This window comes from Pseudomonas sp. NY15356 (assembly GCF_048068175.1).
In the GTDB taxonomy this organism is placed as follows: Bacteria; Pseudomonadota; Gammaproteobacteria; order Pseudomonadales; family Pseudomonadaceae; genus Aquipseudomonas; species Aquipseudomonas putida_K.
On sequence record NZ_JBLUPW010000047.1, the window covers coordinates 1 to 23,150 of the forward strand.

The window sequence follows — 23,150 nt, forward strand, 5'->3', positions numbered from 1 at the left end:
TGCCGCGACTATGCCGCACGATTCCCCGAACACTACCGGGCGGGCCGTTCTCTGCTGCTGACCGGCAATGTCGGGTGCGGCAAGACCCACCTGGGTAGCTCGATCGTCCGAACCGTGGTGGCCGACGGAGCCAGCGCCCTGATCATCCCGGCCGGCGACATCGTCAGCATCGCCCGCGGCTCAATGGTGCCCGGTTCGGGTTACACCGACCGTGATGTGGTGGTGCACCTGGGCGGGCTGGACCTGCTGGTGATCGACGAGGTGGGATGCCAGAAGGGATCGGAATACGAGTTGGGCCTGCTGCACAACATCATCGATCGCCGCTACCAAGCCGTGCTGCCGACCGTGCTGATCAGCAACCTCGGCCCCGACCAGCTGAAGGCCTACATCGGCGAGCGCGCGCTCGACCGCCTGCGGCAGAACGGTGGGCGTGTCGTGGGCTTCACCTGGTCCTCGATGAGGGCGGCGGCATGAGGGAGCTCTTCAGCGATGAGGCTGAACACGGCGTGCTCGGCGCCGTGATGCAGGCCGCGCTACAGCAGGACGACGGGCTGGTCGAGGACATCCTGGGCCAGATGACCTCAAGCGACTTCTATCACGCTGACAACGCGGCGCTGTTTGAAATCATGCTCGAGTGCCGCGATCGAAGCATGCCGATCGACCCGGTTACCGTGGGCACGGTGCAGCGAACCCTACCCAGCGGCGACCAGGTCATTGCCTATGCAGCCGAGTTGACCAACAAAGTCCCTTCGGTGGCCAACTGGAAGGCTTACGCCAAACACGTCAAGGAGTGGGGGGTGATCCGCCGAATCCTCGACATCGCCGGCCAGGCCCAGGAAATGGTCCAGGCTGGCGCTCCGACAGCGGAGGTGATCGCCGCCTCTCAACAGGCCATGGCTGATCTGCGGAACCTCGACGGCGAGACCAAGGGCTACAAGCGGCTGGACCAGTGGATGGGCGATGCCGCCGACCTAGTGGATGAGAAGCATCGCGGGGTTGCGCCGAAGTGGCCGTCAACCGGGCTCGACAAGCTGGATGAGTTGGTCGCGGGCATCCGCCCGAAGAAGGTCACCGTGATCGCCGGTCTGCCTGGCAGTGGCAAGACAACCCTGGCCCTGCAGATCGCTCAGCACAACGCCGTCAAGGAGCGGAAGCCGTGGCTGGTGTTCTCCATCGAAATGCCAGGTGAGGAGCTGGGGCTGCGCGCCATCGCCTCGCTGGGCGGCGTGGCGCTGCAGAAACTGGACAACCCGGTGGCAATGCGCGACGACGACTGGGCCAGGATGAGCGCCGCTGTAGGCCTGGCCCTGGATGCGCCGCTGTTCGTCTGCGATGACCCGGTGCAGACGCCGGCGACCATCCGAGCCACCGCCCGCCAGTGCCAGCGCGAGCACGGCTTGGCTGGCATCGTGGTCGACTACCTGACCCTGGTGCGCGGTGACCGTGCCGGACGTACCCGGAGTGAGGAGGTGGGCAAGATCAGCAAGGCTCTGCTGCAGCTGGCCAAGGAAATGGCGATACCCGTCATCGAACTGGCGCAGCTCAACCGCGATTCGACCAAGCGCCCGGGCAAGAAGCCTCAATCCAGTGACTTGCGCGACTCGGGTGAGATCGAGGCGGACGCCAGCTGCATCCTCATGGTGCACCGCGACATGGACACGGAGGAGGGCCAGAACGGCCTCACCGAGATCCTAATGACCAAGTGCCGACATGCCAGGGTGGGAAGCTGCGTTGTCCAGCAGGAAGGCCAGTATGGGCGGTTCGCGAACTTCGCCGGCTCGCTGCCCAGCGACGAAGAGGTCGAGATAGGTCGCGGTAGCTATGCCCAACGATACAAGGGGAGCCAAGCTCATGGGTAACGTAACTGCGGCTCTGCCGCGCAAGAGCCTGACCGGCGTGGAGTGTAAATTCCTCAAGGTGGGCAACCGTATGCTGCTGGAGCAGCCCAATGGCCGGATCGCCTCTGCGGCGCTCATGGACATCGTCGCGGACTGGCATGCCTCGCGGGCCAATGTCGGCTTTGAGCAGTTCGCCAAGTCCTGGATTACCGAAGGCAACGCCAAGAACAAACACGCCTACAAGCTTCTTTGCGAGCTGTTCGGCCTGGATACCGACCCAACGCCCCGGAGGGCTGCATGAAGAAACGCACCTACATGGACAAGCCGCTGGGAGATACCGAATGGCTGCTCGAGCAATGGGGCAGTTGGCGAATGGATGGGATGGGAGTCCCACGATACGTGTCGCCCTCTATCACCGCTGCCGCTGCTGGTGGTGGATGCCAGTACACCCTGACCGACGATGAAGCGCTGGCGATCGACTCGGCGGTGGCCAAGCTGAGCAAGCGCAACCAGCAGATGGGCGACTTCGTCTGGCTCTACTTCGGATCGAAGTGGACGATGGTGCGGCTGGGCGAGTCAGCTGGAATCTCTGAGCGCACAGCAAGGGAGATCGTCAAAGGCGGCGTCGGCTTCGTCGATGGCTACCTGCATGGAATCAGCGAGGCGGCGTAAAAAGTTCTTTCATGCCGGATAAAGACCTGTTTTTATGGCACGGTGTCCGGCATGCAACGCAACGCGACACAGACAAACCCCGGCCATTGCGTCGGGGTTTTTCGTTTACTGCAAGTGATGCTGGAGCCAGGACCATGCATTGCTGAAGCCTGTGCCATCAAATTCCTTGGCCAGCTCCATACCGAGGAAAGAATCGCCATTCAGCAGTGGCGAAATGTCAGTATCTTTGGTCTTGCCATATAGGGCAGCCTTGAGCTTCCCAAGAGGCTGCGTGGTGTTGAGTAGCCATCCGAATGTCGAACCATCCGGACTAGTGAAGACGAGCTGGCAATTGCGGTTCGAGTACTTTTCGATGATGTCTTTGATAAGCGGCCCATGCGACCTAAGGTGCGATGGCTTTGCGTTCTCGTTGGCCAAGCGGATGACGGTCAAGAAGGTTTTTCCAACATCACTCATGATCACACCTCAAGCAGATTGAAGCGGACATTGTAGCTGTGTAAGACCGGATAGGTTTCATAGCAGCGTGTCCAGCTTTCAAGCAACGCGACACTGAAAAACCCCGGCCATCGTGTCGGGGTTTTGTGTTTTTGAGGGGCTTCGATTCAGGTAGCTTTCCAAAAAAAGCATTTTTCTTGTATGAGGGAACGATTTGATAGCGCTATGATTCTGATAGGTTGCTACTCAATAACATGGAAGACCGTGCGTATGAAAAACGTTCTCGCCGTTGTGGCGCTTTCCCTTTTCGCTGCGTCCGCCGGGGCGGCTGAGTTATCCGGAGCGCTTGGCGCGACAGGCCAAGGTGGTCTTACAGCGCGCGTCGGCATTGGCTTTAACTGGGACAAAAGCTGGTTTGAATCCAGTACTGGCCGTCTAACCGGTTACTGGGATGCTGGGTATACCTATTGGGAAGCAGGAGATGCTTCCGGTGGCGCTCACTCGCTGTCCTTTGCGCCAGTTTTCGTTTACGAGTTCGGCAGCGGTAACGTGAAGCCATTCGTTGAGGCTGGCATCGGCCTGGCGGTCTTCTCTGGTACGTCCGCAGGTGACCAGGACTTTGGTTCGGCCTTCAACTTCGAAGACCGCATCGGTGCGGGCTTGAAGATCGGCGAGACGCAGAAGGTTGGCATCCGAGCGATTCACTACTCCAACGCTGGCATTAAGCAGCCCAACGACGGTATCGAGTCGTACTCGCTGTTCTACAGCCACCAGATTTAAAAAAGCACGATCCCTCTTTGCCCGCCCTGTGCGGGCTTTTTTATGCGGATGACACGCTCAGGCAGCTGGACTAAGTCGGTAGTGGCGTCGATCATCGATTACGCGATGAGAGTCTGGGGTACGTGACCCAGCGATCCAGGCCAATAAGCCGGGAAGCACCGGCCCTCCGCACCAATTCCAAGGACTCGCCACCACATCAGCCTCAGATATCCAGCAGGTCGGGCGCAATGCCAAGTGCCGCTGCGATCTTTTCGCGGGTGGCTTTGCGCGGGTTGGCGGCTTGCTCCTGCTGGGCATAGGCGGGCTGAGTGATACCGATTCGCTCGGCCACCTGAGCCTGCGACAGGCCCAGGTGTTTGCGCCAGGCTGCGGCAGGGGTCAAGCCCTCTTTCACCATGTAGCCGACGACCTCATTCGGCACTAGGTCCTCTTGAGGGTGGTCCTTCACGTAGTCGACATAGGGGATGACAACGAAGGCCGGCGTTCCATCCGGCCCGTTGATGATTTGCACGTTAGTAGGTGTGTTCATCGCGCTTTTTCACCTCTTCGATATTCACGATCTTTACGCCGCCGTCCCAGTCGAACATCACTCGGTAGTTACCTACCCGGAGTCGGTAGCCGTATTGGTGGTTGCTGAGGCTCTTGATGTTCTGGACGTTCGGCATGTGGGCCAGGGCTTGAGCTGCATCGTAGACCTTGGACTGATCGGCCTTGTTGATCTTGCCGAGTTGCTTCACTGCTTTCCGTGTCCAGTTGATCTTGTTCATGTGTGCCTCGCTGCTTGTGAGGCCATAATAAGTATTTGTATAAGTCTTTACAAGTGATTTGCCGCAAAAACACCCAATAGATACTTATAGAGTCTTATGATTTCATCGTGGCCTCGGCATTCGCCGGGGCTTTTTCGTTTCTGGAGCATCACCTATGGCCGAGCCAAGCACCGGCGCCCTTGCAGTGACCGGCGTACTTGCCAGCGTCGGCCTGGGTGCTGTCTTTCCTCAGCTGGACCTGGCCACCCTGGTGGGCGCGTTCGGCGGGGCTTTCTTCTACGTCGTGTATGCCAGAGACATCGGCATGCTTCGCCGCATCGGCTACCTGCTGGCTGGTTGGATCGGTGGCTACCTCGGTGCCGCCGAGCTGATGGGGCGAGCCTGGACGCAGACGGCGGGCTTCGCTGCCTTCGTCTGTGGTGTCCTGTGTGTGGTCACGTTCTCCGGCTTGCTGGAGTGGATGCAGACCGGTCAGATGCCGCGCTGGCTGCAATGGGTCTTCCGCCTGCGAGCCAGGAAGGAGGGTTGAATGGTTGCCGTTATCCAGGCCGCCTTGTGCGCCGTCATCTTCGTGATGATCGGGCTGCGCTATCGGCCTTACCCCGATGCCCGCTACAAGCTGGGCGTCTCGCTGATGGCCTGGGCCGCATGTGCGATCACCGGGATGCAGTTCGTGAGCCTGGTCGGCCGCATGGTACTGCATGACGACTTCGCCGACGCCTCCTGGTTCAACACCGCGTTCTACTTGCTCGCTGCCGTACTGGTGTGCCGGGCCAAGGGCAACGTGGCCAAGATCGTGCGGGTGGATTGATCGGCGCCACAAATTCGAGATGCGCCGTTTCGTGGCGCGAGGAAGAGCTATGACCCAACTGAAAGCTGTATCGAGTGAAGAACTTGGCCAAAGCATCTGCAAGGTGCTTGGCCTCGACCCATCGAAAGTCACTGGCATGGTTGTCCGAATCCAGCCAGGCACCCCCGCTTCCGTGGAAGTCACCGGCCTTGTCGAGGAGCCAGAGGCGGCGCAGTTTGCTGAGCAGCTGACTCGTTACGAGCTGGTCCCGGCCAAAGGCTGATGGCCTGCAGCGGATGCGCCGCCCGGCGCGAATGGATCAACAAGTGGATGAAGGTGGCCCGTGAACGAGCAAGCAATCTCTTTGCTCCAGCAGATCTTGGAGCAGCAGCAGAAGCAGACCAGCCTACTCGAACAGATCGCGACCCAGAACCTGGCGTTGATCGAAGCTCTCGCGGATGACGTTGGGCCCGAGCCCGATGAGCCGCCACTGACTTACCTGAGTGGTGCGCCATGCCGCTGAGACCACAACGACCATGCCGGGCACAGGGCTGTCGATCGCTGCACCGCAACGCCAATGGCTATTGCGATGGCCATGCCGGCCTGGCTGCCGAGCAGGCCAAGGCATGGGCGACACGTAAGGGGTCAGGCCGTGGTGGTCGCCCATGGCGGCGCAAGCGTGAGCGAATCCTGAAGCGAGATCAGTACCTATGCCGGTGTGACGACTGCGCCAAGCTTGGCCGCATCCGAGAAGCACACGAGGTTGACCACATTGTCGCCCTTGCCCACGGCGGCACCGACGATGACCACAACCTTCGGGCGATCAACCGCGACTGCCACAAGGCGAAGACGCAGCGGGAGTCGAAAACGATCAAAAAATGATCGAAAACGGTGTAAATGAGACGAAATCTCGTTTATGGGGAGGGGGAGGGTCAAAAGTTCAGGGCCTTTCGGTCGGACACCGCGCCCTCAGTCTTTTTTCTATTTCCGCAAAATTCAGGTTTCCAAAATGGCCCGACCGCGCAAGCCGACGAACGTGCTTGAGCTGACGGGTGCGTTCAAGAAAGACCCCCAGCGGCGCCGCGAGGACGCTGAACCGGTGGGCGAGCTGACCGCCCCGCCGGCTCACATCAACGGAGCAGTTCTTCACGCCTGGAAGGAGATCGCCAAGTACGCCCCAAGGGACGTATTGACCAACTCCGACCGACTGACATTGGAACTGGCCGCCAACCTGCTGGCCCAGTTCCGCAACGACCCACTCGATTTCCCTGCTGCCAAGCTGGTGCGGCTGGAGGCCATGCTCGGCAAGTTCGGTATGACCCCGGCTGACCGATCCAAGGTTGGCGGCGGCAAGAAGGACGCGCCGAAGGGCAATGCATTCGCGGAGCTGTGATGGCAAAGACGAAATTTCCGCTGATGAAGGCGGCTGAGAAGTACGCCAAGGATGTCGTCGCCGGGAAGATCCTCGTTTGCAAGTGGATCAAGTTGCTGGCCCAGCGTCACCTTGACGACCTGGCTGCTTCGAAGCGAAAGGACTTCCCGTACAAGTTCGACCCGGCCAAGGGGGAGCGAGTCGCCAAGTTCCTGCAGTTGCTGCCGCACACAAAGGGCAAATGGGGCGGAAAGAAGCAGCTGATCAAGCTTGAGCCGTGGCAGCTTTTCTCGGTCTGCGTGCCGTTCGGCTGGGTCCGCAAGAAGGACGGCACCCGGCGCTACCGGACGATCCTCATTTTTGTGCCACGCAAGAATGGCAAGTCGATCATCGGCGGCGGGGTTGGCCTGTACATGTTCGTCGCTGATGGCGAGTTCGGGGCCGAGGTCTACTCCGGCGCTACCACCGAGAAGCAGGCCTGGGAGGTGTTCAGGCCGGCCAAGCAGATGGTCGAGCGCACCGACGATCTGCGCGAGCATTATGGTGTCGACGTGAACGCCTCAAACATGGTCGTGCTGGCCGACGGATCGCGCTTCGAGCCGGTAATCGGGAAACCAGGCGACGGTGCATCTCCATCATGTTCGATCGTTGACGAGTACCATGAGCACCAAGACTCCACGCTGTATGACACGATGGAGACTGGCATGGGGGCGCGCGAGCAGCCCGTAATGCTGGTGATCACCACAGCTGGATCAAGCATTGGTGGCCCATGCCACCAACTGATCCGGGATGCCGAGCGGATGCTGGAAGGCGTGATCGATCGGCCAGACCTCTGGGCGGCTCTCTACACCATCGACCAGGGAGACGACTGGACCAGCGATATAGCGCTACGCAAGGCAAACCCAAACTTCGGGATCTCGGTCGGTGAGGACTTCTTGCTGGCACGCCAGCGTGACGCAATGCAGTCGGCGACCAAGCAAGCGACCTTCCGCACCAAGCATCTCAACGAGTGGGTCGGAGCCAAGAACGCCTGGCTCAACATGTTGCGCTGGAAAGAGGCCCCGGCCAGAAAAAGCCTGGCGGAACTGGAAGGCCGCCCGTGCTATGGCAGCCTCGACCTGGCAAGCAAAATCGACATCGCGGCAAACCTGCTGATCTTCCCGCCTCATGGCGACGATCCGTTCTGGCACATCCACGCCAGGTACTACCTGCCGGAAGCGCGCGTGCTCGAGGAGTTGGACGGCAACACCGCCAGGTACCGTGAATTCGACGCCTTGGGCCTCCTGACCCTCACGGATGGTGAGGTAACAGACTTCGAAGTCATCAAGGAGGACATGCGCGAGTTTGCCGGCCGGTTCGACATTCGAGCCTATGCCTACGACCCATGGCAGGCCACCCAGCTTGCCCAGGAAATGGATGCCGAGGGGCTGCCGATGGTTGAGCTGCGCCAGACGGTGCAGAACCTCAGCGAGCCCATGAAAGAGGTTGAAGCGCTGGTGCTGCAGCGAAAGCTGGCCCACGGCGATTGCCCGGTGCTGACTTGGATGGCTTCCAACGTCGTCGCGAAGCTCGACGTGAAGGACAACATCTACCCCAACAAGGAACGTCCGGAGAACAAGATCGACGGCATGGTGAGCTTGATCACCGGCTGCGCCGTGGTGATCAAATTGGGCGGGAACGACAACTCAAATCTAGATGGCTTCTTCGAAAACCCCATCATGGTAGGGATCTAATGGCGCGCGATAAGAAACCAGGGCGGGTAAAGACCGCACTGCTGGACTGGCTGGGCGTGCCCATCGGCCTGAATACCGGCGCCTTCTGGCAAGAGTGGTTCGGCAGCTCGGCCAGTGGCAAGCACGTCACCGTCGACAAGGCCCTCCAGCTATCGACGGTCTGGGCATGCGTTCGGCTGCTCTCAGAATCGGTATCCACGCTGCCACTGAGGTTCTACCGGCGTCTTCCGGATGGATCGAGGGAGCCGGCGAAGGATCACCCGCTGTACCGATTGCTGTGCCGAGTGCCGAATGCCGAAATGACTCCTCAGCGGTTCATGCTGTTGGTGGTGGCAAGCTTGTGCTTGCGGGGCAACGCCTTTGTCGAGAAGAAGATGGTCGGCCAGCGCGTAGTGGCGCTGGTGCCGCTGCTTCCTCAGTGCGTGTCGGTGAAGAGGCTGGAAAACGGTCGTCTTCAGTACAAGTACAGCGAGAACGGAGTTGAACGGGAGATCCCCGAAAAGAACCTGATGCACATTCGTGCGTTCGGCCTCGATGGGGTCTGTGGGATGCTACCCATCACCACGGGGCGCGAGATCCTCGGTTCGGCGATGTCGGCAGAGGAGGCCGCAGCTAAGGTATTCGCCCAGGGCATGCAAGCGTCAGGCATCCTCAGCAGCGACAACGACTTGAAACCTGCTCAGCGGGAGCAGCTGCGAGCGAGCCTTACCGCCTTCATGGGTTCGAACAACGCCGGCAAGATCATGGTCGCCGAGGCAGGGCTGAAGTACCAGGGCATCACAATGAACCCCGAAGCAGCGCAAATGCTGGAGTCGCGTGCATTCAACGTTGAGGAAATTTGCCGCTGGTTCCGTGTTCCGCCCTTCATGGTCGGCCACATGGACAAGCAGTCCAGCTGGGCTGCTTCGGTTGAGGCGCAGAACCTCCACTTCCTCACCAACAGCCTGCGGCCGCTGCTGGTAAACATCGAGCAGGAAATCACTCGCTGCCTGATCGGCGAGGCCGATGCCGACGACTACTTCGCTGAGTTCGCAGTGGAAGGCCTGCTGCGCGCGGACAGCGCAGGCCGCGGGGCCTGGTACAACACGGCTCTGCAAAATGGCTGGATGTCTCGCAATGAGGTGCGCCGGCTGGAGAACATGCCACCTATCCCTGGTGGTGACACCTACACGGTCCAGTCTGCGCTGGTGCCTCTTGATCAACTCGGGAGGCCGAGCGCCGGCGTATCGCCAGCTGCCTCGGCATTCATGCTTCGGCTGGTCTCGGCACGCAACAACGACGACCGAGAGGCCATCAACAAGGCGGTCGAGCTGGCGACCCAGGCTCTGGAATCCGGAAATCCGGACGGCCCAATGATGGCCCACGCGCTGATATCGATGCCGCTGCTCAAAGCGGCCTGACCTGGAGTAACCCATGACTCTCAAGACACTACCGGCAGCGCCGGCGGTGCGGCCGCACGCGCGCGTCGAATCCGATCTGCTGCCGAAAGCTATGGAGCGCTGGAACCCGGCGATCAAGGCATCGGCTGGTGACGATGCCACCACCATCACCATGTATGACCCGATCGGCATGGACTGGTGGACGGGCGAGGGCGTCACCGCTAAGCGCGTCAGCGCCGCGCTTCGCAGCATCGGCGACAAAGACATCACCGTGAAGATCAACAGCCCAGGCGGCGATGTTTTCGAAGGCTTGGCGATCTACAACTTGCTGCGCGAGCACAAGGGCAAGGTAACCGTTCAGGTGCTTGGTTTGGCCGCTTCTGCTGCGTCGTTCATCGCCATGGCAGGTGATGAAATCCAGATCGCCCGGGCCGGCTTCATGATGATCCACAACGCCTGGACTATCGCCGCCGGCGACCGTAACGACTTCACGGAGGTGGCAGACTTTCTCGACCAAATCGATGGCACCCTGGCCGACATCTACTCGGTCAGGACGGGTGACGACACCTCCGCCATGCGCGCTTTGATGGATGTCGAGACATGGATGGGTGGCAGCACCGCAGTTGAGGCGGGATTCGCAGACGGTCTCCTTCCTTCTGACGCAGCTCAAGAAGACCCGCAGGCCCTCGCGCCTCAGCAGATCGCCGCCCGCCGATTGGACACCATCTTAGCCAAGCAGGGCATGCCTCGCTCTGAGCGCCGCGCCCTGATTCAAGAACTCAAAGGAGGTACGCCTGGCGCTGCCTCCTCCGGTACGCGCACCGCTGCCGACAACCAGGCCGATCTGGCCGCCCACTTTGCCGATCTACAGGCCGCGATGTCGCGGTTCTCGGCAGCAGCCCTCAAGTAACCGGAGAAGATCCCATGGCAGACAATACCGCTGACCTGCTGAAGCAGGTTTCCGCCGAGCTGAAGCAAGCCACCAGCGATTTCAGCAAGCAGGCCGAGAACGCCCTGGCCGAGGCCAAGAAGGCCGGCAGCCTGTCCGAAGAAACCAAGAACGCAGTTGACGAACTGGCGACCAAGTTCAACAGCCTGACCGAGGCCGAGAAGCAGCTGAAAGCCCAGCTGGGCGAACTCGAGCAGGAATTCGCACGCCTGCCCTCGGCCAGCACTCCACAAATCCGCGATAGCCTCGGCGGCGTGGTGATCAAGAGCGAGGCGCTGAAACAATTCGCGGCCAGCGTTGAAGGCGGCAAGCGCGTCAACATTCCGGTCAGCGCCGCCTTGCTGTCGACCGACGTTCCGGCCGGCATCGTAGAGCCGCAGCGACTGCCCGGAATCGACACCGCGCCAAAGCAGCGCCTGTTCATCCGCGACTTGATCGCCCCTGGCCGAACCACTGCACCGGCCATTTTCTGGGTGCAGCAGACTGGATTCACCAACGCTGCCAAGGTCGTAGCGGAGGGCACCGCCAAACCGTACTCCGACATCCAGTTCGCGTCGAAGCTCACCGCAGTATCGACCATCGCTCACATGTTCAAGGCTTCCAAGCAGATCCTGGACGACTTCGCGCAGCTGGGCTCCACCGTCGATGTCGAGATGCGCTATGGCCTCAAGTACGTCGAGGAGCAGGAAATCCTGTTCGGCGACGGCACCGGTGTGCACCTGCACGGCATCGTGCCGCAGGCATCTGCATTCACTCCGGCATTCGCGGTCGAGAACCAATCCGGTATCGATGACCTGCGTCTGGCCATGCTGCAGGCCCAGTTGGCGCGCCTTCCGGCCTCCGGCCATGTCCTGCACTTCACGGACTGGGCGAAGATCGAACTGACCAAGGACACTCTGGGTCGCTACATCCTGGCCAACCCGCTGGGTCTGGCTGGTCCGGTCCTGTGGGGCCTGCCAGTGGTGGCTACCGAAGCTGTCGGCTTCCAGGGCAAGTTCCTGACTGGCGCCTTCCAGACCGGCGCTCAGCTGTTCGACCGTGAAGATGCCAACGTGGTGATCTCGACCGAGAACGCCGACGATTTCGAGAAGAACCTGATCTCGATTCGCTGTGAAGAGCGTCTCGCCCTGGCAGTGAAGCGTCCCGAGGCGTTCATCTACGGATCCTTCACTGCACCTACCACCCCGTAACCACCCTATGAGGGCCGTCTGACTGGCGGCCCTTGGAGGCATTCATGAAGCTGAAAACCCTGAAACCTCTGTACTTGGGCGGCCAAACCCTGGTGGAGGGCACCCCGTTCGAGACCATTGAGCAGCATGGGCGCCAGTTGATCCAGAAGGGCTATGCCGAGCCGGACGACTCTGAAGGTGAGGTGGTGGTAACCGTCTCCCAGGAAGATGCAGCAGGCGCCGGCGTGCTGACTTCCGGCTCCCTGGGCGCCACCGCTACACCGGCCGCGGCCTTCAAGGCGAAGCACAAGGGCGGCGGGAAGTGGATTGTGGTTGACGCCGCCGGCAACCAAGTTGGCGCGTTCTCTGGCAATCAGGAAGAGGCCAATGCGGAAGCCGCTCGGCTGATCGCAGGTGGCGAGCCAGAGCAGACGAAGGAGTGATCCATGTCCGTGATCGCCATCGAAGTGGCCATGCACCACCTGCTTGCCGAGCCTGAGGACCAGATCCTGGTCCAGGCTCAGCTTGATGCGGCGGAGGAGGCGGCAATGCAGTTCCTCAACCGCCGTTTCTATCTGGACCAGGTGGCTCTCGACGAAGCCCGAGCAGGTGTGGCGACGGCCATGCAGGAAGCCAAGGATGCGAACGCAGCCGCGGTTGCTGCTGCTGAGGCGGAGCAGGACCCCGCCATTCGCTGCCGTATGCTCGAACATGCCCGCCAGGCGCTGGCGGACGCCTACGACCAGGCAGACGCCATCGCCTACGGCATGGTGATCAACCCTGCGATCCAGGCTGCTTGCCTGCTGAAACTGGGCCACCTGTTCGCCAACCGTGAGGAAGTGGTCACAGGCACCATCACCGCCGAGCTGCCGCTGGCGTCCCAGCACCTGCTGATGCCTTACCGCATCCGGATGGGTGTGTGATGCAGGCCGGCAGGCTGCGGCACCGGATCGACATTCAGGAGCTAAAGCCGGTGCGTGACCCGGCGACCTTGGAGTTCGGCGAGCCGGAATGGGTCACCCGCTGGGCAAAGTGTCCCGCCAGTGTCGAAGACTTGTCGGCTCGGGATTTCATATCGGCCCAGGCCGGACAGGCCCAGGCCACGAGCCGGATGGTCATCCGGTACCGCCACGGCGTGCTCCCAACCATGCGCATCCTGTACCGGGGCGAGGTGTACAGCATCGTCGGCCCGCCGCTGGCTGACGCTAAGTCCGGCCTCGACTACCTGACGATCTTGGTCGAGAAGGGGGTGAAGGATGGCTGATGGCGTCGAGTTCAGCATCACCGGCCTGGACAGCCTGCTGGGTAAGCTGGACGCCGTGAGCTACGACGTTCGCCGCAAGGGTGGCCGGGCCGCGCTGCGCCGGGCTGCCCAGGTGGTGGTGCAGAAGGCCAAGGAAGGTGCCGAACGCATCGATGACAAGGATACTGGCCGCTCGATCGCCGACAACATCGCCCTGCGCTGGAATGGCAGGCTGTTCAAGCAGACAGGTGACCTGGGTTTTCGGATAGGCGTGCTGCACGGCGCCGTGCTCAAGGATGGCGGGGACCTCAGCCCGAATTCGCCGACGCCTCACTGGCGCCTGTTCGAGTTCGGTACCGAGAAAATGGCTGCGGCTCCGTTCATGCGACCAGCCTTGGCCAACAGCATCAGCGAGGCGACCAACACCTTTGTCACCGAGTACGAGAAGAGCATTGACCGCGCTATCCGGCGCGCTGCGAAGAAGGCTGCGTCCTCATGACACCACCGATTGTTCAGGCCTGTTTGGCTTCTCCAGCGGTTACCGCTTTGCTGGGGGCTGGCGCGGATATGCGGCTCTATTCCTTTGGCGAGGCGCCGGATGCCGTGGCCAAGCCCTATGCCGTGTGGCAACTCGTCAACGGATCGCCGGAGAACTACCTCGCCGGACGCCCGGATGTCGACGGCTTCACGCTGCAGATCGACGTGTACGGCACCACCGGCACCTCTGTGCGCCAAGTGCGCGATGCCGTCCGTGATGCCATCGAGTTGCGCGCCAATGTCACCCGCTGGGGCGGCGAAGGCCGTGACCCAGCCACCAAGAACTACCGAACCAGCTTCGACGTGGACTGGATAGTCCGCCGTTGAGCCAACCAGGCCCGCCTCGAGCGGGCTTTTCTTTGCCCGACAGGAGACCACCATGTCGATTTTGACCCAAGGCACCCAGGTCTTTGCCCTGGTCCCGCCTGCCTCTGGCACTGGCCCGCTCACCGTAATGGAGGTGGAATGCGCCACCGCGTTCAACCCTGGCGGGTCTCCGAAGGAGCAGATCGAGGACACCTGCCTCAGCTCCAAGGAGCGGACCTACAAGCCAGGCCTGCGCACGCCCGGCCAGGCATCTCTGACCATCAACGCCGACCCAAACAGTCCCAGCCATATCCGGCTGCACCAGCTTTCTGAGGCCGATGGTGATACCACCATTCGCTGGGCGGTGGGCTGGTCCGATGGCCCTCTCGATGCGGACGGCAACCCGACCGCGCTGCCAACCCTCAACACTGAAGGGGATGATTTCGAGCTGCCGACGACCCGCACCTGGTTTGTCTTCCAGGGCTATGTCGCCGACTTCCCGTTCGACTTCGCCGCCAACTCCGTGGTCAGCACTGCGGTTTCCATCCAACGTTCGGGCGGTTCCGCCTGGATCAAGAAAGCTGCTTAAGGGGGATCCATGGATCTCGCGCAATTGAAGAAGAAAGGGGGCGTCGTTGCTGATGCCCTGGTTCCGAAGGAAGTCGAGTGGAAGCACATCGACAAGAACGGTAAACCTGTCACTGATAAATTCACGGTGCACATTCGCCGGCACTCGTTTGGCGTGATGGAGAAGATGTACGCCAGGGGCGAAACCGAACAGTTCCGGACGGCAAGCTTGCTCTCGGCAAGCGTCATGCTGGGCAAGGATGGTACCGAGGAGTTGCCATTCGAAGATGCCGTGAACCTCGACCCAGGCCTCGGTCTGGCGCTCTACGAGGCCGTGAAGTCGGTTAACAACCCGCCCCCAAAGAGCTGACCTCGGCTGACGAGCTGTGGCATGAGCTGGTGCTCAATGGGATCGGCGGTAACACGATCGCAGAGGCCAAGGCCACGCTCTCTTATGCGGAGGTATTGGCCTGGGTCGCCTACCGAGATAAGCATGGGTCGCTGAATTTGGCGCGCCGACAGGAGCTGTCGGCCGCTATCGTTGCGATGCAGGTGAACCGCAGCGGTGGCGGGAAGGCGGAGCTCCATGACTTCATGCCGCATCATGTCAAGCCGGGGTCGGCTTTGGAAAAAGCGATGGCTGAATGGCGGTGAAGAGTTTGGTTTCAACGCAGGTGTGTTAGATTTCCCAGATTTACAGGGAGTACTTAACAATGGTCGTTGATCCAGAGTCTTCTCAGCCTTTTGTCATGCTTGTCATGATTTTTGCGCTGTACTTCACGCCTTCGATTATCGCTACGGCTCGAAAGCACCAAAATCGGATTGGCGTAATTCTTCTTAATCTTCTACTTGGGTGGACGATTATTGGCTGGATTGTTGCGCTTATCTGGAGCGTGTCGGCTAATACGAGGAGTGGGGCGCGCTCAGATGAAGTATTTATATTAAACTCTAGCTCGCCTGATGATCCGTATCAAAGCTTGGAGAAACTCGCTTCTCTCAAAGATCGTGGCCATATCACCCAGGATGAGTACGAAAGGGAAAAGAGCAAGCTCCTTCGGGGGTAGCTATTTGCAAGCAATGAGCCCGCCAAGCGCGGGCTTTTTTTCGCCTGGAGGAAAGTATGGCGAGCCGTTCTCTTGGCGTTTTAACTCTTGACCTGATAGCCAAAATCGGCGGATTCACCGGCCCGCTGGATAAAGCTGGCCGAGAAACGCAGAAACGAATGGCGGAGATCAAGAAGTCCGCCGAGCGCCTTGGTGCTGCGGTAGGCGCAACATTCGCCGCGATCCCAACAGCTGTAGCGGGACTGGTGGCAAGCTCCGCTGCTGCTGCAAAAGAGATTTCCAACCTTTCGTCGTTGGCTGGGCTCAGTGCCACCGAGTTCCAGAGATACGCTGCTGCCGCGTCTTCTGTTGGTATCCAGCAGGACAAACTCTCGGATATTTTCAAGGACACCAACGACAAAGTCGGCGACTTTCTCGCTACCGGTGGCGGCGAGCTCAAGAACTTCTTCGAAACGATCGCGCCGAAGGTTGGCGTGACGGCTGAGCAGTTCCGCAAGCTGAACAGCGCAGAAGCATTGCAGCTGTACGTAAGCAGCTTGCAGAAGGCCAACGTTAACCAGGCGCAGATGACCTTTTTCATGGAGGCCATTGCGGATGAGGCGACCGCTTTGGTTCCTCTGCTGGCAGACGGCGGGAAAAGGTTCAAGGAGCTCGGCGACTCCGCTGAGGCCGCTGGTATGGTTCTTGACGGAACAACCATTGCAGCGGCTCTGGAGTTCAACAATCAGCTCACCACCATCGGGCAGTACGCTAGTTCCGCAAAAACAGCACTGGCAGCCGAGTTCATGCCTGTACTGGCGCAGCTCGCTAAAGACTTTGCGGATACGACCAAGGAAGCTGGCGGACTGCAGGTGCGAGTGCGAGAGTTTGCCAATGATCTAGTAGAAGTCGGTGCAATGGCGGCCTCTACCGCTGATGGTATTGGAAGAGCGTTCAAAGTCGCAGCGATAGCTACGGTTGGCACGTACGCTACTGCCATGGCTTATTTTCAAAGCCTTGGGGCCACGGCAAACCTTGCACTGAGCAAGATAACGTTCGGCGACATGTCGGAGGATTTCAAGAAGAACTCCGACCAGATGAGTAGTGATGCCAAGATCAACGCTCGGGTAGCAAACACCACGTTCTTGGAACTCGGCGAGACCATGAGCAAGGCATGGGCCGGTGACGCCATCCGCGATTATGTAAAGGAAGCGCGTAAGGCCGCAGCAGAGCTTCCAAAGCTGGATTTGCCTGGTGCTGGGAAGCCTGGAGTGCTTGGGCAGACCGATGCTCAAAAGGCCGCCGAAAAGGCTGCGGGGGCTGCGCAGAAGAAGATCACCCAGGCTTTCGAGACAACCGAGGAAAACTACAAGCGCCAGATCGCCCTGATCAACACCGAGGTTGACAAGCGCAAGGATGCCACCGAGGCGGCCAAGCTGCAGTTCGAACTGGAGTCAGGGAAGCTGCACGGGCTAAGCGCCCAGCAGCAGGATCGCCTGAAGGGGCTCGCCGCGGAACTCGACCAGCTCAAGCAGATCAAGCAGCAGAACGAGGATGCCAAGAAGCTGGCGGCGTTCCAGGCCAACGTTGGCGAGGATTACCAGACCGCGCGCAGCGGGTTCGATCAGGAGTTGGCCGGCGCCGGACGCGGCGACAAGTACAAGGAGCGGCTGAAAGAGCGCCTGGCAATCGAGGAAGATTTCAACCGCCAGCAGCGTGAGCTGGTGCTGCAGCGCAACAGCGGCGATATCAGCCAGGAGCTGTACGACCAGGAGACTCAGGTCCTGAGTGACGCCCTGGCCCAACGGCTGGACCTGCAGAACGACTACTACAGCCAGCTTGATGAGGCGCAAGCCAACTGGATGGATGGCGTCACCAGCGCCTGGGAGAACTTCGCCGACGCAGCCACGAACTACTCGGCCATGGCTGCCGATGCCACTACCTCGATTCTTGGCAGCGCCAGAAGTGAGCTTGGCAACTTCCTGTCCGATGTGGCCACAGGGGCATCTGATGCTGATGATGCCCTGATGGATATGGTGACAGGGTTCGCCAAGTCCATGGTTCAGGCCCTGGCCGATATGGCAGCCCAATGGCTTGTCTACCAGGCGGTGCAGTTGATGGTGGGCAAGAGCACGCAGTCGATGGCTGGGATGGGGATGGTAGCCAACGCCCAGGCTATGTCCTTCCAGGCGCAGCTTGCGGCCTACGCCTCGACTGCGGCCATCCCTATCGAGGGGCCGCTACTGGCCCCGGCTGCAGCAATGACAGCTGCTATGGCTACCGCACCGATGGTCGCCGGCGTGGCTTCCACCGCCCTCATGGGCATGGCCCACGACGGTATCGACAGCATCCCCCGTGAGGGAACATGGCTGCTCGACGGCGGCGAGCGAGTATTGAACCCGAACCAGAACCGCGACCTCACCCAGTACCTGCGCAACGCTAACGACGCTGGCGCCGGCGTAGGCCTGGGCGGCGGAATCACTATCAATGCACCGGTTACCGTCCAGGCCCAGCCTGGCATGAGTGACGAAGCGGCGCGCAGACAGGGAGAGGTGATGGGGCAAGCGCTGAGGCAAACCATCCGCGAGGTGGTGAACGAAGAGTTCGCCCAGGGCGGCTCGATGTGGAGGCGGTAATGGCAGAGACATTCGGCTTCTGCACCAGGGTCGGCGCCTCGGGCGAGATCAAGCATCGGACCTGGGAGAACGAGTTCGGGGACGGCTACGTCCAGTCTGGCGGCACCGGGATCAACGGCAAGTCGCAGGAGTGGTCGCATCAGGCCACCGGCAGCCTGGACAGTGGCCAGGAGCTTCGCCTGATGCGCGACTTCCTGGATCGTCACGAAGGGTACAAGTCGTTCCTCTGGACGCCTCCAGGAGGCACCCAGGGCCGGTACAAGGTCAAGGACTACAAGCTCGACCCGCTGGGCGCCGGCCTATTCAGGATCAGCTTTACGATGAAGCAGGTTTTCACCCCCTACTGACCCCGCCTTAGCGGGGTTTGTTTTTTCTGAGGCACCCATGACTTTCGAAACCGATATCCAGAAACTCGAGCCGGGTAACCAGATCCGGCTGTACGAGGTGGACGCTACCCGCCTGGGTGGCAACCTGATGCGGTTCCACGGCCACGCCCAGGAAGGCGACATTATCTGGCAAGGTCAGCTGTACGAGGCGATCCAGATCGAGGCCAAGGGCTTCGATATTCGAGGTGACGGCAGGCCCGCGACGCCAACCCTGCAGTTGGTCAATGAAATCGGGGGTGTGCGCGGCGCTGTGTCGGCCCTATGCCTGGCCCTCAAGGACCTGGCCGGCGCCCGCGTCAAGGTCATCGAAACATTTCGCCACTTTCTCGACGCTGCCAACTTCCCCGAGGGCAACCCTAACGCCGCCAACCAGGCCCGGGAAAACCTCTGGTTTATCGAGCAGAAGACCGAGGAAGACCGCGAGCAGGTGACGTTCCAGCTGTCGAGCCCGCTGGACCTTGGCGGCGTGCAGCTGCCCAGCCAGCAGATCACCAAGCTATGCCGCTGGGCCACGCGTGGTGGCTACCGTGGTGAGGCCTGCGCTTACACCGGGGCGGCGATGTTTACTAAGCAGAACGAGCCAACTGACAACCCCGCGCTCGATCGCTGTGGCGGCCGCTGGAACAGCTGCAAGCTGCGCAACAACACCCGCCGCTTCGGTGGCTCCATGGGCGCAAGCCTGATCGCAAGCTCGAGGTAACCATGCGCATCAACCAACAGCTGCAGGCCGCGATTCGCGAGCATGCCGAACGCGAGCACCCAGCAGAAGCCTGCGGGGTGCTGATTAAGACAGCCGATGGTCGGGAGTATGTGCCGTGCCGCAATCTGGCTCGGACGCCACGGGACCAGTTCACCTTGCACCACGAGGACTTGGCCAACGCCGAAGATCGGGGCGAGCTGCTGGCGATCATCCACAGCCACCCGGACGGTGCCCCGCGCCCGAGCATGGCCGACCGTGTCAGTTGCGAGTTGCATGAAGTGCCGTGGGGCATCGTGGCCTGGCCTGGGGGCGATATGGAGTGGTTCAAGCCTTCCGGCTACACCGCGCCGCTGCTGGGGCGCGAGTTCTCCCACGGCTTGCTCGACTGCTGGGGCGCTTGCCGCGACTGGTACGCCCGCGAGGCCGGCCTGCAGTTGCCGAACTTCGAGCGCAAGGATCTGTGGTGGGAGGAGGCCGACGGCCCGAGCCTGTACGAGGATAACTTCGAAGGAGCTGGCTTCTACAAGGTCAGCGATCTGCGTCGCGGCGACATGCTCGTTTTCATGGTCCCATCGCCGGGCCGGCCGTGTTTCCACCCGAACCATGCGGCGATCTACCTCGGCAACGAGCCCGCCCTGATCAGCGAGGATGCCCCGGCGCTGGGCGGCGCCGGGCCGTTCATCTACCACCACATGGCCGGCCGCGCATCAACCCGTGAAATCTACGGGTGGTCGATGGCCAACCGTTGCCGCCTGATCCTACGCCATAAGGACTACCAGCCATGAAGCGCACGGTGAAACTCTACGGCGTGCTCCGCAAGCACTTCGGGCGGGAGTACCTGCTGGACGTATACAGTCCGCGCGATGCCATTCAAGCACTCTGCATGATGGTGCCTGGGTTCGAGAAGTTTCTCGCCACAGGCGAGGAGCGAGGCTTGGTGTTCACGGTCTTTTCTGGCCGGCGCAACCTGGCACCAGAGGAGCTGGACTTGCAAGGCAGCGCAGCCGAAGAGATCCGCATCGCGCCGATCATCCAGGGTAGCAAGCAGGGCGGCCTATTCCAGGTGGTGCTTGGTGCCGTGCTGGTGGTGGCGGGCTATTTCACTTTCGGCACCACCTCTGCGATAGGGGTCGCGATGATGGCAGGAGGTGCCGGCATAGCCTTGGGCGGTGTTGTGCAAATGCTTTCACCGACGCCCAAGACTGGCAGCCTGGATCGCAACGAGGACGGCAACAACCCCAGCTATGGCTTCGGCTCGGCTGTAACCACCATCGCCCAGGGCAACCCTTATCCAGTTCTGTACGGCGAACGAGAAATCGGTGGGGCCATCGAATCCGGCGGGGTTTATCCACAAGACAAGCTGTAACCAATCGAACTACCTGACCTGCTGTGGCAGGTTTTTTTGTTTCTGGAGGAATGAATGGGTGCAGAAGTGAGTCGCAAGGCCACGGCCAAGCGGTCGCCACGCCGCCAGGTCGTCGGTCATAAGGGCGGTAGCAAGAAGCCGAAGCAGCCCAGCATTGCCTCGAACAGCGTGCCGTCGATTTCCACGGCGCGCCTGGTCTACCTCTGGAGCTGGGGGCCTATCGTCGGACCTGTAAACGGCCTGCGCTCAGTCAAGCTCGACGGAACGCCGATCATGGCCGAAGACGGTACGATCAACTACCCCGGTGTGAAGTGGCAGTTCCGCTCTGGCGAGTTGCACCAGGAGCGCCTGGCCGGGGTGACCGAGTCGAGCAATGAGATCCAGGTCGGGCAGGAACTGCGCACCACTGCGCCCTGGGTTCACTCGATCAACAACCCCGTGATCGATGCCGTTCGAGTGCGGTTCTCCTGGCCTGTGTTGCAGGCCCAGGACAGCGGCGGGAACATCAACGGCGTGCACATCGACTATGCGATTGACGTGGCCACGGATGGCGGTTCGTACCAACAGGTGCTGACCTCGAGCGTGGACCGCAAGAACGTCACCAAATACGAACGGTCGCACCGTATCGAGCTGCCTGATGGGGCGCGCTGGACGATCCGTGCCCGTCGCCTGACGCCGGAGGCCAACAGTTCGCTGGTGCAGGATGCCATGATTGTTGAAGCGGTCGCCGAGGTGGTCGATAGCGATCAGGAATACCCACTCACGGCGGTCGGTTGCGTGGAATACGACGCCCAGCAATTCGGCGGTGACTTCCCTAAGATCGCTGTTCTGATGCGCGGTCGTATTGTTCGGGTGCCGATGAACTACGATCCCGAGACCCGCACCTATGCCACCTCCGGCGCCGGTACCACCAACGGGGTGTGGAATGGGACGTTCAAAGAGGCCTATACCAATAACCCGGCGTGGGTGTTCTACGACCTAGCCCTGCATCCGTACTACGGTCTCGGTGACCGCATCGACGCGTCGATGATAAATCGCTGGTCGCTATATCGTATTGCGCAGTGGTGCGACCAACTGGTACCGGATGGGAAGGGTGGCCAAGAACCGCGCTTTACCTGCAACCTGTACCTGCAGAAGCAGGCTGAGGCCTGGGCGGTGCTGCAGGACCTAGCTGCGATCTTCCACGGCCTGGCCTACTGGGACGGTAGCCAGATCGCGGTAAACGCCGACATGCCGCAAGATCCACTTTATACCTACACCACTTCCCAGATCCTTGGTGATGGTGTGGTCAAGTACTCGGGCAGCAAATGGCGCGACCGCCATAGCCTGGCCATGGTCTCGTTCGACGATCCCGAGCAGGGCTTTGAGACCGATAAGGAGCCGGTATTCGATGAGGACGCCATGGCCGAGTACGGTGTCCGCGACGTTTCTGTTGAGGCCGTTGGCTGCACCAGCCGAGGTCAGGCCCAGCGCGCCGGGAAATGGGCCTTGCTGACAGAGCAACTGCAGATTCGCGGCGCGACGATCAACGTAGGCCTCGACGGCTACATCCCGAAGCCCGGCACGGTGATCGCGCTGTCCGATCCGATGCTGGCAGGCAGGGCCAACGGAGGTCGGATTGCTGCTGTCGCTGGGCGTGTCGTGACACTCGACCGTGACATCGAAGTTCCCGCGGGCGCTCGTCTGCTAGTTAACCTGCCCAGCGGAAAGGCCGAGGCACGGCAAGTTCGTTCGGTGAGCGGGCGGCAGATCACTGTCATGGCCGACTACAGCGAGGTCCCGCAGCCCGAATGCGGCTGGGCGATCGACTACGACGATCTCAAACTGATGCAGTTCTACGTTCGCAACGTGACGCGCCCGGAATGGACCCGGTTCCAACTTGATCTTATCCAGCACGAGCCTAGTAAGTTCGACGCCATCGATCACGGAACCATGATTGATGATAGGCCGATCAGCGTGTTGCCGCCCGGCATTCAGGACGCACCAGCGCGTGTACTGATCAGTAGTCACTCATCTGTTGACCAAGGAATATCGGTTACCACGATGACCATCGGCTGGGATGCTGCGCCAGGCGCCGTGGCCTATGACGTGGAATGGCGCTGGGGTTCTCGCGATTGGATCAAGGTACCCCGCACAGGTGAGTTGGCAGTTGATGTGCGCGGCGTCTATGCCGGCCAGTACCTGGCTCGCGTCCGAGCAGTAAACGCGATGGATGTGTCGTCTATACCGACTGTGTCAATGCTCACCGATGTCCTGGGCAAAACCACGCCGCCGCCTGCGATTACGCATCTCACGGCCACCTCGATTGTCTTTGGCATTGCGCTCAAGTGGGGCTTCCCCGCTGATGCGGAGGATACCCAGCGCACCGAGGTCTGGTATGGCCCGAGCAATAACCTGGAGGGAGCAGCAAAGCTCACGGATGTGGCGTACCCGCAGAGCGAGTATGTGATGCAGGGGCTGAAAGCTGGTGTGTCGTTCTTCT

Annotated in this window: 33 protein-coding genes; 30 read left to right on the forward strand and 3 right to left on the reverse strand. The window is 60.9% G+C overall.

The features are described 5' to 3' along the window. The 4 genes from ACNFCI_RS23185 to ACNFCI_RS23200 form a co-directional block, all read left to right on the forward strand. The coding region (locus ACNFCI_RS23185) for an ATP-binding protein (RefSeq protein WP_416768324.1) at nucleotides 1-474 on the forward strand (474 nt) is incomplete at its 5' end. After that, a complete protein-coding gene (locus ACNFCI_RS23190) occupies nucleotides 471-1,859 on the forward strand; it encodes a replicative DNA helicase (protein ID WP_416768325.1) in 1,389 nt (462 codons plus the stop codon). The genes ACNFCI_RS23185 and ACNFCI_RS23190, both read left to right, overlap by 4 nt. Next, on the forward strand, nucleotides 1,852-2,139 hold the full coding sequence (locus ACNFCI_RS23195) for a hypothetical protein (protein ID WP_416768326.1): 288 nt from the start codon (nucleotides 1,852-1,854) through the stop codon (nucleotides 2,137-2,139). The genes ACNFCI_RS23190 and ACNFCI_RS23195 overlap by 8 nt, the downstream gene beginning before the upstream one ends. Beyond that, a complete protein-coding gene (locus tag ACNFCI_RS23200) occupies nucleotides 2,136-2,510 on the forward strand; it encodes an antiterminator Q family protein (RefSeq protein ID WP_416768327.1) in 375 nt (124 codons plus the stop codon). Before ACNFCI_RS23195 ends, ACNFCI_RS23200 begins: the two co-directional genes overlap by 4 nt. Before the next feature lie 105 nt (nucleotides 2,511-2,615). On the opposite strand, the gene ACNFCI_RS23205 is transcribed toward ACNFCI_RS23200, so the two are convergent. After that, a complete protein-coding gene (locus ACNFCI_RS23205; protein ID WP_416768328.1) occupies nucleotides 2,616-2,966 on the reverse strand; it encodes a hypothetical protein in 351 nt (116 codons plus the stop codon). Between the two features lie 249 nt (nucleotides 2,967-3,215). Between ACNFCI_RS23205 and ACNFCI_RS23210 the strand changes: the two genes are divergently transcribed. After that, nucleotides 3,216-3,725 (forward strand): acyloxyacyl hydrolase, encoded by a 510-nt coding sequence (locus ACNFCI_RS23210; protein WP_016489223.1) that lies wholly within the window; start codon nucleotides 3,216-3,218, stop codon nucleotides 3,723-3,725. 202 nt (nucleotides 3,726-3,927) lie between these two features. Here ACNFCI_RS23210 and ACNFCI_RS23215 read toward each other — a convergent pair whose 3' ends face one another. Together ACNFCI_RS23215 and ACNFCI_RS23220 are read right to left on the reverse strand one after the other, a co-directional pair. Then, the gene (locus tag ACNFCI_RS23215; RefSeq protein WP_289717717.1) at nucleotides 3,928-4,254 is read right to left on the reverse strand and encodes a helix-turn-helix domain-containing protein; all 327 of its coding nucleotides are present in this window, start codon (nucleotides 4,252-4,254) and stop codon (nucleotides 3,928-3,930) included. Beyond that, nucleotides 4,238-4,492: a type II toxin-antitoxin system RelE family toxin gene (locus ACNFCI_RS23220; protein ID WP_416768330.1), complete on the reverse strand. Its 255-nt coding sequence runs from the start codon at nucleotides 4,490-4,492 to the stop codon at nucleotides 4,238-4,240. The genes ACNFCI_RS23215 and ACNFCI_RS23220 overlap by 17 nt, the downstream gene beginning before the upstream one ends. 154 nt (nucleotides 4,493-4,646) lie before the next feature. On the opposite strand from ACNFCI_RS23220, the gene ACNFCI_RS23225 reads away from it, so the two are divergent. From ACNFCI_RS23225 to ACNFCI_RS23345, 25 genes are all read left to right on the forward strand, one after another. Continuing rightward, entirely contained in the window at nucleotides 4,647-5,021 is a 375-nt protein-coding gene (locus ACNFCI_RS23225; RefSeq protein ID WP_416768332.1) for a putative holin, read from the forward strand. Continuing rightward, nucleotides 5,022-5,303: a phage holin family protein gene (locus ACNFCI_RS23230; protein ID WP_416768333.1), complete on the forward strand. Its 282-nt coding sequence runs from the start codon at nucleotides 5,022-5,024 to the stop codon at nucleotides 5,301-5,303. A gap of 49 nt (nucleotides 5,304-5,352) precedes the next feature. Further along, a complete protein-coding gene (locus tag ACNFCI_RS23235) occupies nucleotides 5,353-5,565 on the forward strand; it encodes a hypothetical protein (protein WP_416768334.1) in 213 nt (70 codons plus the stop codon). A gap of 60 nt (nucleotides 5,566-5,625) precedes the next feature. After that, a complete protein-coding gene (locus ACNFCI_RS23240) occupies nucleotides 5,626-5,805 on the forward strand; it encodes a hypothetical protein (protein ID WP_416768335.1) in 180 nt (59 codons plus the stop codon). Then, the gene (locus ACNFCI_RS23245; protein ID WP_416768336.1) at nucleotides 5,796-6,164 is read left to right on the forward strand and encodes an HNH endonuclease; all 369 of its coding nucleotides are present in this window, start codon (nucleotides 5,796-5,798) and stop codon (nucleotides 6,162-6,164) included. Before ACNFCI_RS23240 ends, ACNFCI_RS23245 begins: the two co-directional genes overlap by 10 nt. A 127-nt stretch (nucleotides 6,165-6,291) precedes the next feature. Continuing rightward, on the forward strand, nucleotides 6,292-6,675 hold the full coding sequence (locus tag ACNFCI_RS23250; protein ID WP_019438292.1) for a hypothetical protein: 384 nt from the start codon (nucleotides 6,292-6,294) through the stop codon (nucleotides 6,673-6,675). Next, nucleotides 6,675-8,387 carry a terminase large subunit gene (locus ACNFCI_RS23255; RefSeq protein ID WP_416768337.1) on the forward strand — a complete coding sequence of 571 codons (1,713 nt, stop codon included), beginning with the start codon at nucleotides 6,675-6,677 and terminating at the stop codon, nucleotides 8,385-8,387. The genes ACNFCI_RS23250 and ACNFCI_RS23255 overlap by 1 nt, the downstream gene beginning before the upstream one ends. Further along, a complete protein-coding gene (locus ACNFCI_RS23260) occupies nucleotides 8,387-9,787 on the forward strand; it encodes a phage portal protein (protein ID WP_416768339.1) in 1,401 nt (466 codons plus the stop codon). The genes ACNFCI_RS23255 and ACNFCI_RS23260 overlap by 1 nt, the downstream gene beginning before the upstream one ends. A 13-nt stretch (nucleotides 9,788-9,800) precedes the next feature. Further along, a complete protein-coding gene (locus tag ACNFCI_RS23265) occupies nucleotides 9,801-10,676 on the forward strand; it encodes a head maturation protease, ClpP-related (protein WP_416768340.1) in 876 nt (291 codons plus the stop codon). Between the two features lie 14 nt (nucleotides 10,677-10,690). Further along, on the forward strand, nucleotides 10,691-11,905 hold the full coding sequence (locus ACNFCI_RS23270; protein ID WP_102082685.1) for a phage major capsid protein: 1,215 nt from the start codon (nucleotides 10,691-10,693) through the stop codon (nucleotides 11,903-11,905). A 44-nt stretch (nucleotides 11,906-11,949) separates the two neighbouring features. Next, nucleotides 11,950-12,327: a hypothetical protein gene (locus tag ACNFCI_RS23275; RefSeq protein WP_416768342.1), complete on the forward strand. Its 378-nt coding sequence runs from the start codon at nucleotides 11,950-11,952 to the stop codon at nucleotides 12,325-12,327. Nucleotides 12,328-12,330: 3 nt separating this feature from the next. After that, nucleotides 12,331-12,807, forward strand: coding sequence for a head-tail connector protein (locus ACNFCI_RS23280; protein WP_416768343.1), 477 nt, complete (start codon nucleotides 12,331-12,333; stop codon nucleotides 12,805-12,807). Next, nucleotides 12,807-13,148, forward strand: coding sequence for a phage head closure protein (locus tag ACNFCI_RS23285; RefSeq protein ID WP_416768358.1), 342 nt, complete (start codon nucleotides 12,807-12,809; stop codon nucleotides 13,146-13,148). Before ACNFCI_RS23280 ends, ACNFCI_RS23285 begins: the two co-directional genes overlap by 1 nt. Next, on the forward strand, nucleotides 13,141-13,626 hold the full coding sequence (locus ACNFCI_RS23290) for an HK97-gp10 family putative phage morphogenesis protein (RefSeq protein WP_416768344.1): 486 nt from the start codon (nucleotides 13,141-13,143) through the stop codon (nucleotides 13,624-13,626). Before ACNFCI_RS23285 ends, ACNFCI_RS23290 begins: the two co-directional genes overlap by 8 nt. Then, nucleotides 13,623-13,991: a DUF3168 domain-containing protein gene (locus tag ACNFCI_RS23295; protein ID WP_416768346.1), complete on the forward strand. Its 369-nt coding sequence runs from the start codon at nucleotides 13,623-13,625 to the stop codon at nucleotides 13,989-13,991. The genes ACNFCI_RS23290 and ACNFCI_RS23295 overlap by 4 nt, the downstream gene beginning before the upstream one ends. A 52-nt stretch (nucleotides 13,992-14,043) precedes the next feature. Then, entirely contained in the window at nucleotides 14,044-14,559 is a 516-nt protein-coding gene (locus ACNFCI_RS23300; RefSeq protein ID WP_367863120.1) for a phage tail tube protein, read from the forward strand. 9 nt (nucleotides 14,560-14,568) lie between these two features. Then, nucleotides 14,569-14,907, forward strand: a complete 339-nt coding sequence (locus tag ACNFCI_RS23305; protein ID WP_416768348.1) for a phage tail assembly chaperone family protein, TAC — start codon at nucleotides 14,569-14,571, stop codon at nucleotides 14,905-14,907. Between the two features lie 29 nt (nucleotides 14,908-14,936). Next, nucleotides 14,937-15,191, forward strand: coding sequence for a hypothetical protein (locus tag ACNFCI_RS23310; protein ID WP_416768349.1), 255 nt, complete (start codon nucleotides 14,937-14,939; stop codon nucleotides 15,189-15,191). A gap of 59 nt (nucleotides 15,192-15,250) precedes the next feature. Beyond that, nucleotides 15,251-15,601: a superinfection immunity protein gene (locus ACNFCI_RS23315; RefSeq protein ID WP_416768351.1), complete on the forward strand. Its 351-nt coding sequence runs from the start codon at nucleotides 15,251-15,253 to the stop codon at nucleotides 15,599-15,601. A gap of 56 nt (nucleotides 15,602-15,657) precedes the next feature. Next, nucleotides 15,658-18,216 (forward strand): phage tail tape measure protein, encoded by a 2,559-nt coding sequence (locus ACNFCI_RS23320; RefSeq protein WP_416768352.1) that lies wholly within the window; start codon nucleotides 15,658-15,660, stop codon nucleotides 18,214-18,216. Continuing rightward, complete coding sequence (locus ACNFCI_RS23325) at nucleotides 18,216-18,563, forward strand: phage tail protein (protein WP_416768353.1); 348 nt, start codon at nucleotides 18,216-18,218, stop codon at nucleotides 18,561-18,563. Before ACNFCI_RS23320 ends, ACNFCI_RS23325 begins: the two co-directional genes overlap by 1 nt. Nucleotides 18,564-18,600: 37 nt before the next feature. After that, complete coding sequence (locus ACNFCI_RS23330; RefSeq protein WP_416768354.1) at nucleotides 18,601-19,302, forward strand: phage minor tail protein L; 702 nt, start codon at nucleotides 18,601-18,603, stop codon at nucleotides 19,300-19,302. Nucleotides 19,303-19,304: 2 nt separating this feature from the next. Further along, nucleotides 19,305-20,087, forward strand: coding sequence for a C40 family peptidase (locus ACNFCI_RS23335; RefSeq protein WP_416768355.1), 783 nt, complete (start codon nucleotides 19,305-19,307; stop codon nucleotides 20,085-20,087). Then, nucleotides 20,084-20,668, forward strand: a complete 585-nt coding sequence (locus ACNFCI_RS23340; RefSeq protein WP_416768356.1) for a tail assembly protein — start codon at nucleotides 20,084-20,086, stop codon at nucleotides 20,666-20,668. Before ACNFCI_RS23335 ends, ACNFCI_RS23340 begins: the two co-directional genes overlap by 4 nt. 54 nt (nucleotides 20,669-20,722) lie before the next feature. Then, a partial coding sequence (locus ACNFCI_RS23345; protein WP_416768357.1) for a host specificity protein J occupies nucleotides 20,723-23,150 on the forward strand: 2,428 nt, incomplete at its 3' end.